The 14250-nt window shown below is 69.6% G+C and carries 13 protein-coding genes; 3 read left to right on the top strand and 10 right to left on the bottom strand.

Annotated features, from left to right (window positions below; all coding sequences use genetic code 11):
* Positions 1-1061: 1061 nt before the first annotated feature.
* From LX83_RS31650 to LX83_RS31610, 7 genes are all read right to left on the bottom strand, one after another.
* Complete coding sequence (locus LX83_RS31650) at positions 1062-1751, bottom strand: DNA/RNA non-specific endonuclease (protein ID WP_253778086.1); 690 nt, start codon at positions 1749-1751, stop codon at positions 1062-1064.
* Between the two features lie 377 nt (positions 1752-2128).
* Positions 2129-2578, bottom strand: coding sequence for a hypothetical protein (locus tag LX83_RS31645; protein ID WP_253778085.1), 450 nt, complete (start codon positions 2576-2578; stop codon positions 2129-2131).
* 163 nt (positions 2579-2741) lie between these two features.
* Entirely contained in the window at positions 2742-3107 is a 366-nt protein-coding gene (locus LX83_RS31640; RefSeq protein ID WP_253778084.1) for a toxin-antitoxin system YwqK family antitoxin, read from the bottom strand.
* Positions 3104-7276 carry a hypothetical protein gene (locus LX83_RS38160; protein WP_301329229.1) on the bottom strand — a complete coding sequence of 1391 codons (4173 nt, stop codon included), beginning with the start codon at positions 7274-7276 and terminating at the stop codon, positions 3104-3106. The genes LX83_RS31640 and LX83_RS38160 overlap by 4 nt, the downstream gene beginning before the upstream one ends.
* Positions 7276-7584 (bottom strand): type VII secretion target, encoded by a 309-nt coding sequence (locus tag LX83_RS31620; RefSeq protein ID WP_253778080.1) that lies wholly within the window; start codon positions 7582-7584, stop codon positions 7276-7278. The genes LX83_RS38160 and LX83_RS31620 overlap by 1 nt, the downstream gene beginning before the upstream one ends.
* A gap of 27 nt (positions 7585-7611) precedes the next feature.
* A complete protein-coding gene (locus LX83_RS31615; RefSeq protein ID WP_253778078.1) occupies positions 7612-8193 on the bottom strand; it encodes a YbaB/EbfC family nucleoid-associated protein in 582 nt (193 codons plus the stop codon).
* Positions 8194-8326: 133 nt separating this feature from the next.
* A complete protein-coding gene (locus LX83_RS31610; protein ID WP_253778077.1) occupies positions 8327-8614 on the bottom strand; it encodes a DUF6457 domain-containing protein in 288 nt (95 codons plus the stop codon).
* Between the two features lie 184 nt (positions 8615-8798).
* Between LX83_RS31610 and fdhD the strand changes: the two genes are divergently transcribed.
* The 3 genes from fdhD (at position 8799) to LX83_RS31595 (ending at position 11057) form a co-directional block, all read left to right on the top strand.
* Positions 8799-9653 carry a formate dehydrogenase accessory sulfurtransferase FdhD gene (gene fdhD / locus LX83_RS31605; protein WP_253778074.1) on the top strand — a complete coding sequence of 285 codons (855 nt, stop codon included), beginning with the start codon at positions 8799-8801 and terminating at the stop codon, positions 9651-9653.
* 397 nt (positions 9654-10050) lie between these two features.
* The gene (locus LX83_RS31600) at positions 10051-10761 is read left to right on the top strand and encodes a GntR family transcriptional regulator (protein ID WP_253778072.1); all 711 of its coding nucleotides are present in this window, start codon (positions 10051-10053) and stop codon (positions 10759-10761) included.
* Positions 10762-10871: 110 nt separating this feature from the next.
* Complete coding sequence (locus tag LX83_RS31595; RefSeq protein WP_253778070.1) at positions 10872-11057, top strand: hypothetical protein; 186 nt, start codon at positions 10872-10874, stop codon at positions 11055-11057.
* Positions 11058-11108: 51 nt separating this feature from the next.
* Here LX83_RS31595 and LX83_RS31590 read toward each other — a convergent pair whose 3' ends face one another.
* From LX83_RS31590 to LX83_RS31580, 3 genes are all read right to left on the bottom strand, one after another.
* Positions 11109-12110, bottom strand: a complete 1002-nt coding sequence (locus LX83_RS31590; protein WP_253778068.1) for a TerC/Alx family metal homeostasis membrane protein — start codon at positions 12108-12110, stop codon at positions 11109-11111.
* A 101-nt stretch (positions 12111-12211) separates the two neighbouring features.
* Complete coding sequence (locus LX83_RS31585) at positions 12212-12790, bottom strand: hypothetical protein (protein WP_253778066.1); 579 nt, start codon at positions 12788-12790, stop codon at positions 12212-12214.
* 31 nt (positions 12791-12821) lie between these two features.
* Entirely contained in the window at positions 12822-14228 is a 1407-nt protein-coding gene (locus tag LX83_RS31580; RefSeq protein ID WP_253778064.1) for an Nramp family divalent metal transporter, read from the bottom strand.
* Between the last annotated feature and the right edge of the window lie 22 nt (positions 14229-14250).

Here is a 14250-nt window from a genome sequence, read left to right as displayed (position 1 = left end):
GAGGTTGGCCGAGTCGTGCTCGACGAGTCACCACGAGCAACACCGGAACCGGGCTCTCGTGCGGTGGGCGCCCATACCTTCTCATGACCCAGCCCCGCCCGGGCTGACTACTCCGTTTTCTCCCGACGTCAGACGGCCAGGCGAGGACGGCGTGGCGTGGCAACGCGGAGAACTCGTAGGACACCGCCAGCGAGGCGCGCCTTCTGCGTCAATACCCCGTTGGGTCGGCTCAGCCGCTGTTCGTCCCACTGGCGGTGTCCGCGGCGCCCGAGGACGACACGCTCATATGTTGTCAGTACGGACTCACCCAACAGGCGGGTGCTGAGCGCTGGGGGCGGGTCCGCGCGTGATGCGTGTGACGAGCAGACGCTTCTCGATGTTTCGCTGGAACGTCTGCGGTTGCGGGTCACCGGTATTGGACACCGAGACGTCCTCGGCGGCAAAAAGGAGTTCTGTGAGTGAGCTGTCAGCGCTTGCCCCCGCTCTCCGCTTCAGCCAGCTTCTGCCGCAGCCACTCTGGAATGTTGTCTTCCGAACGGGGGAAGTAGTCGAAATCCATGGCGTAGGTGCCCGCGGTCAGCGGGGGGGGGGGGGGGGGGGGGGGGGGGGGGGGGGGGGGGGGGGGGGGGGGGGGGGGGGGGGGGGGGGGGGGGGGGGGGGGGGGGGGGGGGGGGGGCGTAGGTGCCCGGGGGGGGGGGGGGGGGGGGGGGTGAACGCTGGTTCGTTGTCGTAGTCGTACTCGATCTCGTACCGCCCAGGCGGTTGGATGGTCATGCGCGCCGTGAACCAGGTGCCCTTGCCTTCGACGTACATGCCTTCCCGCAACCGGCTGAGCACGCGGAGTGCCCGCGTCGGCGGTACCAGTCGAACCTGCTGGCCGCTGCCGTCGACACACAGGAACGTCGCGGTGTCGATCGCCACCGTCGAGCGGAAGGACAGCGTCAATTCCTGCCAACCCTCTGGGGCGTCGGACAGGAGGGCACTGCCAACCTCGCGAACGAGTTCCTCCTGCTCGACCGGGTTCAACGGCTCCGTCATCTGCTTCCTTCTTCGGTCGCTGCTCAGCGCTTGCGCGGTGGCACGTTCTTGTAGACCAGCGGATCGGCAGGCACGCCGTCGACCCAGTACTGGACCCTGATGTAGTCAGGTGTCTTCTTACCACTTGACGGGTAGTCCATCTCGACCTGAACGCTGAGTTTCGGCTTTGGCGTGCGGCTCAGGAGGTCTCCCCAGTGCTCCTCCAGGGCCCGGTAATTGTCCAGAAAAGTTGAACCCGCCTGACGCTGATTCAGTGTTTCCAGCATCGGCACCATGTTGATGTACTCGCCTGGACCATCGAATTCGGTGCCGGCGAGGTGACCGCCATTCCAGCCGACGTCTTCGTACAGGACCACCTCGTGCGGCTCCGGGGCGCGGCCATGTTGCTGGCGGAATTCCGCGATCGTCTTCCTGTTGTGCTCGCGGTACTCGTCGCGTCCCTCGTGCCCGACCGGTGCCTGGTCCGGACTGCGCCGCGCATTGTCGGACCCGGTGTGCACCAGGTCCCCAGACATGCGGTCGGTCCGGCCCTCACCATCGGTGTGGAATGTGTAGACGCTGCAGCTTTGGTCGGTGATGTGGTACGTCGCATCCGGGAACGGCTGTCTGCTGTCAGGCCGCCAGTCGCCCTGCTTTCCTGAAGTCGTGTGGATCTCTTTGACGTAGCCGCACGAGCAACACCGGAACCGGGCTCTCGTGCGGTGGGCGCCCATACCTTCTCATGACCCAGCCCCGCCCGGACTGACTACTCCGTTTTCTCCCGACGTCAGACGGCCAGGCGAGGGGACGCGTGTAGCGACAACCTGGAGTGCTGACAGGGCATGGATACCGAGGACTGACCTGAAATCAGCGCGCTCGGAGCGATTCGGGTCCTGCCCGCTCCCACCAGTGGCGTCCACGCGTGTTCGCGAACGGCCAACGGCTCGTTGACTAGGGGCAGGTGTGCGCAGCGGGGTTATAACCGGGCACCGCCGGTTGACGCGGCGAGGCCATTCAACCGCCCGAAGTTGCTCAGTTGTGAATACTTTCAACCTCGCTGTGGCGCGTTACCCGATGGGCCGCGTTCCAGGTTCGGCGCGTTGTTCTTGTCTCAAGTGGTGGGAGTGGTGCCGTTCAAGCCACGACGAAACCACGCTGGCATGTTCCCATCTGTTCGCGGAAACCATCGGAACTCGGTCGCGAAATTCTGTTCGGTTGGTGGAGCGGTGAATCCTGGCTCGTTCTCGTGGTTAAAGCGGATGCTGAAGTGGGCTGGAGGGGTTACAACGTATTCGAATTCGATCCACGTGCCGATTCCTTCGATGTACATGCCCTTGCGCAACTGCTGGAACATTCGCCACACTTCGGCCGGAAAGGCCCAGTTGCGGATGGTGCCGTCAGGCATGCGGATCCCTGTCGACATCTCACTGTGTGAACCGATCACGGCCGTCCTGAGAACGAACCGCTGCCAGCCCTGTGGCAAGGTTGCGACCACTCGTGAGGTGATATCGACGAGCTTCTGCTGTTGCTCAGCTGGACTGAGCTGCTGCCATTTCGGCATGCTGTTGGTTTCCCCTCAGTTACCCGAAGAGTCAGGGTGGGGAGTGTGTTCCGACGCTTTTCTGCGTGGCGGTGCTGTCGTTGATTCTCCGAGGTTGAATCGCGCGCCTTCTGCTGCGGAAATCTCACTTGGGTGAGCGGTCTCTGGTCCATGCTGTCAACGGTCAGCTCTGGTGGTGCGGAGTGGTGGAAACAAGGTTTCCTTGGTTGTCCCATTTTTTCTGGCGAAGCAGATTGGAGTGCTCATTGAACTCCATTTCTACGGCAAGTTGACCATTGGGGTGCCACTCGCGATGGATACCGACGGGGCGGCCATCCCGCATCTGTCCCTGTTTGTGTAGCTGCTCCGGGGTGTACCACTCCTGATATGGGCCGTCCGGGAACCCCATGAAGTATGAATAGACAGATACCAAGGAGCCGTCTTCGGCGGTGTCTATCGCCTCTCCTGTGAACGGCTTACCTTGGTAGAGCACGCAGTCGTCGATGTCGCGCTCAGTGTCATCTTCGTGCACTCGGATTCGTTCTGTCACTCTGGAATCACCTTGAAGTTCGGGTGCCCTTCTGGCCATTCTAGCCTACTGGCGCTGCTTGCCACACCGGAGATCATGCGGTGGCAGTTGGGGCAGCAGGGAGCCATCTTGGGGGGATCCCACTGTGCGAAGACGTTGTCTACGCGCAGTTCCGCGAGAATCTTGTCGAGTTCCTCCGGGGAGATGTCCGCCGGTACGCCCCGGTCGTGAAGTATTTGATTAACGTTCTTGACCTCGGCGTGTCTAAACGGCTCGTCGTTGAAGGGGAATTCTGTCTTCCAAGGCTCGCCGTTCCTCAGCATGGGTTGCCCCGTTGCCCGATCGTACTGCTGGTAGCCCCCACCATCATCAAGTGGCTGCCGCATCTGCTCCCTGCGGTTGCTGATGGCGGGGTGTGGATCAGGGATGGTTGAGGTGCGTGGCCCGTTTATCGACTCATAGATGTTGCCAGTCTGCCGGTCGACTGTGACCGAGAGGCAGCCGATATTCTTGTTGGCCCAGTTTCCGATCTTCTCTCCTTTCCATCCGGGGGCGATCGATCTGTCCGCCATCTTGAGGTGAATCAGCTTGGCGCGGTCAATCATCACCTCCCGCAGGTAATCCTCGATCAGCTTGCCGTTGTAATGGGTTATCGGGCCGTCTGCTGGGTTGCGCGGTTCGCAGAGGTTTCGGTCCAGTGTCTCAAGGAGTTGAGGGTGCTGATGGTCCGCTGGGAGGTGGTCAGGATGGCGCTCGACGAAGTCGGGGTTCCGCTCGATTGGGTCGCCCAAGTCAAATGTCTTCTCGACCTTCTGGCTGTCATCACCCCGGGCCTCGGCGTCGTCTGGGCGGTCACCAAGGTTGTCTGAGTCGTTGTGATGGTCTGGCGGGAAGGCGTCGTCGCTGGCGGGATGGGAGGCGCCGTCGGGTGGGGTGAAGGTGTCCCAGCCGCCGTCTGGTGGCCACTTGGGACGGACAGAACCGTCGGGGCCAACCGCGTAGTTCGAGGCGAAGACGCGGCCGCTGCTGTCGGTCCAGGCGGGGGTGCGCGGCGCGGTCACGGGTACGCCGAGGTGGAGGGACAGGTCTCGGGCGAAGCCGTTGGAGCCGGCGTCACAGCCGATCAGTCGGATGGGGCGGCCGTCGAAGTTCGGATTGTTGCGCAGGATGCGCGCGAACTCCTCCGGACTGTAGGTGCGGTCGCCGATGCGCGCCCTGCCGTCCGCGGTGACGTGCACGTCCACGGTGAACCGGTTCGGGTCGGGCCGCACTCTGCTGGGCAGGTCACCCATGTTCGGGTCGCCTTGGTGATAGGAGACCCCTGCCGGCGTGGTTTCGGCTTGGGTGTTGTTGACGTGCTCCGGGTGGACCTCACCGTGGTCGGAAGGGGTGCCGTGGTGGTCGTTGCCGCCGTCGGCGTCGTGGTCACGGCGGTTGTGCTCGTCGTGGCGGGCACGGTCGGTGTGCGGCCGGTTCTCGGTGCCGTGGTCCCGGTCGTGCGGCCGGTCCTGGTTCGGATTCGGCGCGCGGTCTCGGCCGTTGGGGTCGCGGTGCGGGGTGTCGGCGGATTCGTGGGTGCTGTTGGACCGGTCGCGGTGTGGGGTGGTGGGACCGTCGGTGCGGGGGCGGTTGGGCGCGGCGGAGTCCGGGCGGTCGGGGGAGTGGGGTGAGTGGGGTGAGGTGCCGTCGGGGCGGCGGGGGGTGTCGGCGGTCGGTGACCGGTGGGTGTCCGGGCCGCCGGGGCGCCCGCCGCTGGGTGTGGTGTCGGCGCGGTGGGGTGTGCCCGGTCCGGTTGGTGGCCGGTTCGTGGGCGGGCCGCCCGGGTGCGTGCCGCCGGGTCGGGTGGCGGGGCCCGCCGGGGGGTGGGGGTGCGCTGGTGCGTGGGAGCCCGGCGTGGCGGGGCGGTGGGGAGCGCCGGGGGGCGAGCCAGGCCCCGGGTGCGTTGGGGTGCCGGTGTGGCTGGCCGGGGGTCGGCTGCCCGGCGGGACGTGCGGGCCGGTCGGCTGGGCGCCGGTGGGGGACGCGCCCTGGCTGTGCGGTGTGGTCGGGGTGTTGGGGCGTTGGCCGGCGGTCGGGTGGGTGGCGTTGGGGCCGGCCGGGCCACCGGGATGGTTGCCGGTCGGTCCGGTGGGACCGGGGTGCTGGCTGCCGCCGGGGTGCGTGGGACCGGAGCCGTCCGGCCGGGGTGCTGGTCCGCCGGTGCCGGGGCCGAAGTCGCCGGGGCGGCTTGGCTGGGGCTGGTAGCTGGTTGGTGTGGTGTGCGGGCGGTTGCTCGGGGTGGTGGTGGGCGTCGTGCCGCCAGCGCCGGGTCCGCGGTCCGGGGTCCCGGAATGGCCGCCGCCCCTGGGGGCCGCGTCCGGGGTGCGTGGTGTGGGCGCGGCCGGGCTGCCGGGGGTGCCGGTCCAGCCGCCACCAGCGCCAGGCCGCGGTCCCGGAGAACCGCCGGACGTGCCGGTGGCACCGGGGCTGGCCGCGCTGGGGGTGGCGGCACCGGACGTGGCGGCACCGGACATGGCTGGCTGGGGCTGGCCCTGCTGGTGGCCGCTGCCAGCGGATTCGCGCTGGCCACCGGGGTGGTGGCTGGACTGGTCGGGCTGCGGGCGGGCGTCCGGTTCGGTCGCGACCGCGCTGGTGTGGGTCTCGCGCGAGGTGGGGGAGCCGCTGCCACCGGCAGGGCTGGTCGGGTGGGCGCCGCTGCCACCCGAGGAACTGGGCGAGTGGACACCGCTGCCCGCGCCGCTGCCGGCACCACCGGAGTGGCTGGTACCGGTCGAGCCGGGGCCGCCGCTGTCGCTGGCACCAGCCGAGGCGTGGCTGCCGCCGCCGGGGTTGCTCCCGGACCCGGTGGGCGAGTCGGAGCCTCGGGAACCGGGACTGGACGAGCTGCGCGGGCCGGCGCCGGGTGCGTCCGCGTCGGGTGTGGGGCGGGTGCCGGAGGGGGCGTTGGTGGTGCCGGTGGGGTGGGAGCCGCCGCCAGCGGGACCGGTGGGGTGGTCGCTGGGATCGGCCGAGCCGGTGCCGCCCCCGGTGGAACGGGGGCTGGGGGAGTCAGCGGAGGTGCTGGGACCGGCCGAGGGGGACACGGACGAGGGAGTGCGGGCGGACGAGTCCACCACCGGGTTGGGTGAGGTGGGGGAACCGGGGGAGGTACTGGGAGTGGTGCCGCTGGAGCCGGTCGAACCCGGATCGGCGGAGCGAGTGGTGGCCGGGTTGTCGGAACCACCGGGGTTGTCGGACCCGCCCGAGTCGCCGGGGCCGTCGGCGTCGCCGGAGCCGGGGGAGCCGTCGGGGCTGCCCGAGCCGTTGAGGTCGGGGGCGGTGCGGCCGCGGCGTTGGACGAAGCCGCCGGGGATGATCGCGTTGGTGTTGATCCCGTCCAGGCCGGTGACCTTGCCGACCAGCTTGCCGAGCACCTTGATGATCTTGGTGAAGACCTCGGCGAGCTTGCCGAGCAGGGGCGAGACCTTCTTGATCGTGGAGATCAGCTTCCTGATCAGGTCGCCGATCTTCTTGGCCCACCTGGCGACCGCCGCGACCGCCTGGGCCACCACCACCGGGGTGCCGAACCCGAGGGAGAACACGACCTCCAGCACCCATGCGATCAGCTTGCCGACCAGGTCGGCGATCAGGTCGCGCACGGTCTCCCGCACGAACGACACGACCTCGCCCATGATCATCACAACGGTGCTGATCGCGCTGGCCACCGTGGCCGCGCCGCCGATCGCCTCGGCCTGCTCGCTGGCGTGCGACCGGTAGGCGTCAGCGGCCCCGCCCTGCCAGCTGGCCGTGCCCGACTGCACCGCCGCGCCGTAGTCGGCCTGCACCTCGCCCAGGGCCTTGGCCACGTTGCCCCAGGTCTCCGAGTACGACTGGATCACCGGCGGGTCGCCGGCCAGCGAGTCGAGCATGTCCTTGAGCGGCTGGACGTGCTCCATCAGGAACGACGCGGCCGAGGACAGCAGCGTGCCGAACGGGTCGATGGCCATGCCGGCCGCCTCGGCGGCGAAGCTGAGCACGCCGAGGCCGCCCTCGACCCAGTTGCCGTCCTTGATGCCGTTGAAGGCGTCCATGGCCGACTCGGCGATCCCGATGCCGGTGGCCCAGCCGTTGTCCCCGGTGCCGGCGGTGAACGGGCCGGGGCCGTCCGGGTCCTGCGGTGCCTGTGCGACGAGTGGGTTGTCCTGTGCCATCAGCCCTGTCCGCCCTGGAACAGCTGGGCGTTGTTGTCCTCGATGTCCTGGTAGGTCCTGGCCGTGTCGCGGATGCCCTTGGCGGTGGACTCCATGGCCTCCACCGCCTTCTGCAGCGCGTTGATGCCGAACTGCTCCACCGGGTCCAGCATCATGCGGAACGGCTGGCAGACGATGCCGTAGGCGTCGGTGGGCATGCTCACCTGCTTGGCCGCGTCCACCGCCTGGCGCAACCGGTCGACCAGCCCGTCCAGCTGCCCGCCGTGCTCCTCAAGGCCGCCGCTGACCAGCTCATAACCGTCCGTCATCGGACCTCCCCCTCCTTGCCCGTCCGATTAGGACAGATACGACTGGCCGCCGAAGTCCTCCTCGTCCGCGCCCTCCGGCGGACGCCGGCGCGGTGGCGGTGTGGCCCGCGGCTGCGCGGGCGGCGGTGGCCCGGCGGGCGGGGTGGCCGCGGGTGGCGGCGGGGGTGGGGCGTCCTCGTCGGCCGGGCCGAACCGCATCTCCCGGGTCACCTGGTGCGCCGCCGGCCCCGGTTCCTCGGGTGGGGGAGCGGGGAAGCGCTTCTTGGCGTCGGCGAAGAGCGCGTTGGCCGTCTGGTCGGTCGTGCCGATCGTCTCCGCCATGGCCTGCTGCAGCAGTTCGGGAATGCGCGACTGGGCCCGCTGCAGGCAGGTCATGATCTGCGCGGACAACTCGGACATCCGCTTGTCCCGCGCGCTCTCCGCGATGGTCAGGTTCGTGAGCAGACCGTTGGACGAGATGGTCACCCGGACCGAGCCGTCCCTGCTGGCCTCCGTGATCGACATGCCCTGCACGCGGTCGGCCATCTGCTGGTAGCGCTGGGCCCGGTCGGCGATGTTCTTCTCCCACTGGGAGACCATCTGTTCGGCGGCCTCGACGCTGTCCGGCATCGCGCTCTCCCCCGATCGTGGTCGTCACGGTTCTAGCAGCATGACGCAGCGATCAACTGATCGGTTCCCACCCGGGGGCAAATAGGCCGTGTGGAGCAGTGGATGCCGGCTGAACGGGGTGAGTGCTGATCACTCACCGTGATTTGTCAGCCGTGTGACCCGCCGGTGGGTGTGCGGAGTCGGCCGGCTGGGTGGCGGCCCACTCGGTGGCGAGCTGGCTGATCCTGGCGGCCGCCTCGGTCGGATCCGCGCCCCGGCCCACGGCGATGCCGAGCAGGTAGGTGGTCAGCGGGGCGGCCGGCCGGGCCACGCCGTGGGCGACGTCCCTGGCCACGTCGAGCACGGCGGTGCGGTCGAGCAGGCCGGGGTCGAGGTCGAACTCCGCGAGGACCTGTGCGGCCCAGGTGTCCAGGGTGTTCACCGCGTGTCTCCTGTCGGGTGGGGTGGTGGGGCTTCTCGATCATCCTCGCCCGGTGGGATGGGGGTCGCCACCGGGGCGCATTGGGGAAATACTGTATGCAATCGTGCGGCGGCGGTGCCGCGGGTGATAGTGGCTGTGGCACGGGGTGTGTCGAGCAGGTGCGACGGAACGGGTGGTGGGCGCGATGGGACGGGTGACGAGCCGGCGGCGGGTGCTGCGCGTGGTGGACGGCGTGTCCTCGGCGCGCCCGGACACGCTGGCCGTGGAGGAGCCACTGGAGATCCGGGTCAACGGCCAGTCCCTGACGGTGACCATGCGCACGCCGGGCGCGGACTTCGACCTGGCCGCCGGTTTCCTGGTCGGTGAGGGCGTGGTGCGCCACTCCGCGCAGATCGCCGCGATCCGCTACTGCGCCGGCGCGACCGAGACCGGCGAGAACACCTACAACCTGCTGGACGTGGCGCTGGCCGAGGGGGTGGCCGAGCCGGACGCCTCGGTGCGGCGCAACTTCTACACCACCTCCTCGTGCGGGCTGTGCGGCAAGGCCAGCCTGGACGCGGTGCGCGCCACCGCGTTCTGGTCGGTGCGCGACGACGCGCTGCGGCTGGACCCGGCCGCGCTGTCGCGGCTGCCCGACCGGCTCCGGGCCGCCCAGCGGGTGTTCGACCGGACCGGTGGGCTGCACGCCGCCGGCCTGTTCACCGCGGACGGCGCACTGCTGTGCCTGCGCGAGGACGTGGGCCGGCACAACGCCGTGGACAAGGTGGTCGGCTGGGCGCTGCGCCAGGACCGGCTGCCGCTGACCGCGACCGTGCTGATGGTCAGCGGCCGCGCGTCCTTCGAACTCGTGCAGAAGGCGGTGATGGCGGGCATCCCGGTGCTCGCGGCGGTGTCGGCGCCGTCGTCGCTGGCCGTGGACCTGGCCGAGGAGCAGGGCATGACCCTGGTCGGCTTCCTGCGCGGGGCCTCCATGAACGTCTACACGGGTGCCCACCGGCTCGGGCTCGGCGCCGCCCCCGAACTCGTCGCGCGCGGCTGACGACCGCGGGGTGCGGGGCCGCGCCGTGCCCTGACCGTCCACTGTGGTCTGACCGGAGCGGTCGCGGGCGGGTGGACAACACCCGCGAGGGGTGGTCGCTGGCCGTGGTGGACTGTATACTGAATACAGTAGACAACGCGTGATCGAGGAGGAGTGGCCGCCGCTTTTCGACGGTGATTCCACGTGATGGGCCCGGATAACGCGGCCACGGGGAATTACCGGTGTGTGGGCGTTCGGCAAACCCTTTTGGTAAAGAGACTGTATCCTTCGGGAAATCGATGGGAAAAGGTAGCCGACGTCACGCTGATGCCGGCGGCGGTCCGGTGGTCAACGGGAGCTGACAATGGTGCCGTCCACCCTGGCGAATCTTTCGCCGGCACGAGGAATATCCGGTCCGATGCCGCTGCGCCGGCGCGTTTACGAGGCCCTGCTCGGCTGGCTCACCACGGGTGATCTCGCTCCGGGGCAGCCGCTGGTGGAGGCCGAACTCGCCGACCGGCTCAGCGTGCCCCGCCAGCACGTGCGCGAGGCACTGCACTGGCTGCACACCGAGGGCTGGGTGGACCTGCGCCCCCGCGAGGGCGCGTGCGTGCACCTGCCGGACGAGGACGCGGCCGACCAGCTGCTGGCCATGCGCTGCCTGCTGGAAACCGAGTCCGCCAGGCTGGCCGCGCCGCGCGCCACCGCCTCGGACGCCGAGCGCCTGGCCGAGCTGTGCGAACAGGGCCGCGCCTCGGCGGCGGCCACGGACATCCCGGGGCAGGTGCGGGCCAACGCGCGGCTGCACGCGCTGATCACCCAGCTGTCCGGCAACCAGGTGCTCATCGACTTCGCCGAGCAGGTGGAGCGCCGGGCGCGGTGGTGCGCGGCGCTGGCGGCCCGGCTGCGCGGTGCGGAGTCCTGGCAGGAGCACGCCGACCTGGTGGCGGCGATCGCCAGGAACAACGGCGAGGAAGCCGCGCGAATCATGCGGGCGCACACCGAGCGCACCCGCCGGTGTTGTCGCCGGCGACTCCGGGAACAACACCAGAAAACCGTTTCCGGTGCCGAGTCGGCCGGTCCGGACAACGGGGAGAACACCGAGAACGGCGGCCGGGACGACGAATGAGAACGGCGGGGCCGGGTAACCGGCGGTCCGCCTGATCATCCCGGTCGACCCCACCCGGAATCGGCTGGTCGGCCATTGCCGGTCAGCGCGAGGGAAAGGAGATGGCAGTCATGCCAGCATGGCGGGACGTGGTTCGTTCACTCACCCAGCCGCCGCCCGGACACCGCGCGGACGGCCGGGTGCTCGGCCTCGGTCTGGCGGCCGCGATGGACCGGGCGCGCGAGAACGAGGTGGCCGAGGTCGAGGAGTTCCTCCGCCAGCACACCGAGGACGACCAGCAGCGCGCCCAGCGCTGACGCCGCGCGCCGGGTGTCGGGACCCGGCTGAGGCGTCCGATCACCCGGCGGTCAGCCCGCCTCCACCTCCTCGGACACGGTCCGGTCCCGGGCGGGCGCGGTCGGCGCCCGCCTGTCCCGGGCGGTCCTGACCAGGCTCGTCACCGCGGTGATCGCCAGGGTGCCGACGATCACCGCCAGCGAGGCCCAGATCGGGATCGCCGGCGCCCAGCCGACGCCCTGCTCGTGCAGGGCCTCCAGGACCAGCTTCACCCCGATGAAGGCCAGGATCACCGACAGGCCCCTGCTCAGGTGGACCAGCCGGTCGAGCAACCCGCCGATCAGGAAGAACAGCTGCCGCAGCCCCATCAGGGCGAAGGCGTTGGCGGTGAACACCAGGTACGGCTCGGTGGTGAGACCGAAGATGGCGGGAATCGAGTCCACCGCGAACAGCACGTCGGTGGTGCCGACCGCGACCATCACCACCAGCATGGGGGTGACCACCCGGCGGCCGGCCTCGCGGGTGAACAGCGTGCCCCGGCCGTAGGCGGTGCTGGTCGGCACCACCCGGCGGACCAGCCGCACCACCGCGTTCTCGGTGAACTCGGTCTCCTCGGCGGGGTCCTCGCGGAGCAGCTTCCAGGCCGTGTAGACCAGGAACGCGCCGAACAGGTAGAAGACCCAGTCGAACCGGCGCACCGCCTCGGCGCCGACCGCGATGAACACCCCGCGCAGCAGCAGCGCCAGCACGACGCCCACCAGCAGCACCTTCTGCCGGAACCGCCTCGGCACCCCGAACCTGCTCATGATCAGCACGAACACGAACAGGTTGTCCACGGACAGGGAGTACTCGGTGATCCAGCCGGCGAAGAACTCGCCGCCCGAGCCGGGGCCGGCCAGCACCAGCAGGCCGAGTCCGAACACCACCGCCAGCACCACGTAGCACACCACCCAGGTGGTGCACTCGCGCAGCGACGGCTGCCTCGGGTTGCGGGCGACCAGGTAGAAGTCGACGGCGACCACGGCGGCCAGCGCGCCGATCGTCGCGATCCACACCCAGGTGGGAAAGCCCATGGCGATGTCCTCCGGTTCGGGTCGCGGCGGTGTGGCGGCCGGTACCGCGGCCGGCCGCCAGCCGGTCCGGTCACTGCGGTGGTGCGCCTCCGGTGGTCCGGTCAGTCCGACCAGTCCGGTTGGCCGGGCCGGTTCGGTCGGCGCCGGCTGCCGGGCCGGCGGGACCTGGCCCGCTGTCGCGCCGCCCGCACGCTGCGCGCGTGCGCCACGTAGCGGGTGACCAGCCGCTGGGCCGCGGGGTTGTGCCCGCCCACCCGGGCGAACCAGTGCGGGGCGATCCGCTCGTGCAGCCAGAGGAAGCCGATCGCGTATCCGGCACTGATCACGGCCTGGTAGGTCAGGAAACCCAGTAGATCATCGGGTAGCGCCACCCGGCCAGTCACGGCCAGCCGCGTCACCACTTCGTGCACCAGGCGGGCGAGCGGGAAGCCGACCAGCCAGTAGAGCGCGGCCGGGGCGAACACCCCGAGCCGGACCCGGCCGGTGGCCAGGACCAGGCCGTAGCCGCCGCCGAGCAGTCCGAGCGGGACACCCAGGGCCAGGGTGGCCAGCAGCGCCCAGCCGGCGGAGCCGGCGACGAACGCGGTCAGCGCGCCGCCGGCGGCTCCGGCCAGCAGACCCACGACGAATCCGGGGAAGGCGAGTTCGGCCGCGCTGCGCAGTCGGGTCCGTGCGGTCATCGTCGTCGTGATCATCGTCGGCGTGGTCATCTCAGCCCACGACCACGCCGAAGCGGACCAGGCTGTAGAAGAGCATGCCCAGGTAGAACACCGCGCCGAAGCCGATGACCAGGTTGGTGGGCAGCTTCGGCCGGATGGGTTTGGGCAGCAGGGTGTTGTTGACCAGCAGCAGCACCACGCAGTAGGCGCCCATGGCGAACGTGGACAGGAACGCCAGGATGTCCAGAATGGAGCTGGGGCCGTCGGCCGGGCCGAACAGCAGGATGAGGATGCCGAAGGCGATCAGGCCCCACAGGTAGGCGGCGTAGAGGTGGGCCATGCGGAACCGGCGGGCGCCCCGCACGAAGAAGTAGGTCATGTCGGCCTGGCCCCGGGAGAACGAGTCGAACAGGCCCAGGGTGGCGTTGAGCCCGATCAGCGCGATGAACCCGAAGAAGACCGTGCCCAGCGCGGAACCGCCCACCGAGGAGAACGCGTCGGCCATGGCGTTCAGCGCGGCCTCCCGGTCACCGGACTCGATCAGCGAGCGCACGTCCGGGTTCTGCCGGGAGGCGGCCTGGGCCAGCACGGTGAACGAGATGGTCACCAGCATGGTGATGCCCCAGAACAGCAGCAGCGCGTCAAAGGTCACCCAGCGCCGCCAGCCGCGCCACTTGGCCATCTCGCCGGGGTCGCTGGTGTCGAACATGAAACCCCTGGCCGGCATGGCCTCCTCCGCGCCGGCGTGGCGCAGCCCCCGGATGCTGGGCACGTGCGCGCCCATGCCGGCGCCGCTGTCCCGCAGGTGCAGCGTGTACCACATCTGCTGCATGCCCGACGGCCCGGCGAACGCGATCGAGCCGACCACGATGGGGAACCAGGACTCGGACAGCGCCTGGCTGGGGAAGTATCCGAAGTGGAACATGCCGGCGAGGGTGCTGCTCAGGTCGTGCCAGTCGCCGACCAGCGCGGCGATGACCGCGGTGCCCACCACGAGCACGCCGATCAGCAGCGACAGCACGTTCTCCAGCAGGTTGTAGATCACCTTGGCCAGGCTGAACACCACGCCGACCAGCACCAGCCCCACGCAGGCCGCGATCACCCACGGGATGCCGGTGATCCGCTCGAACGCCGCGGCACCGGCGGAGAGGTGGCCCGGCCAGATGTAGACCAGGATCGCCACCGCGAAGAAGAACCACATCAGCGGTTTGAACACGCGGGCGGCGCCGAAGAAGATGCTCTCCCCGGTGGCCATGGCGTAGCGGGCCATCTCCAGCATGACCACGGCCTGGAGGGTGACGCCGATCAGGAACAGCCACCGGATCTCCGGGCCGAAGACCAGGACCAGGCGCGGCCACATGTAGGACTCGCCCATGCCCACGCCCAGTGCGACCAGGAAGACGGTGGGGCCGAGCAGGTGGATCGACGGTGGTGCCTCGGGCAGCTTGCGGATGGGCATGGGGTCGAGCCGGCCGGCCCGC

This window comes from Goodfellowiella coeruleoviolacea, from assembly GCF_024171785.1.
Classification (GTDB): domain Bacteria; phylum Actinomycetota; class Actinomycetes; order Mycobacteriales; family Pseudonocardiaceae; genus Goodfellowiella; species Goodfellowiella coeruleoviolacea.
The sequence above is the reverse complement of the archived record's forward strand: the minus strand, read 5'-3'. Positions and strand labels throughout refer to the sequence as shown.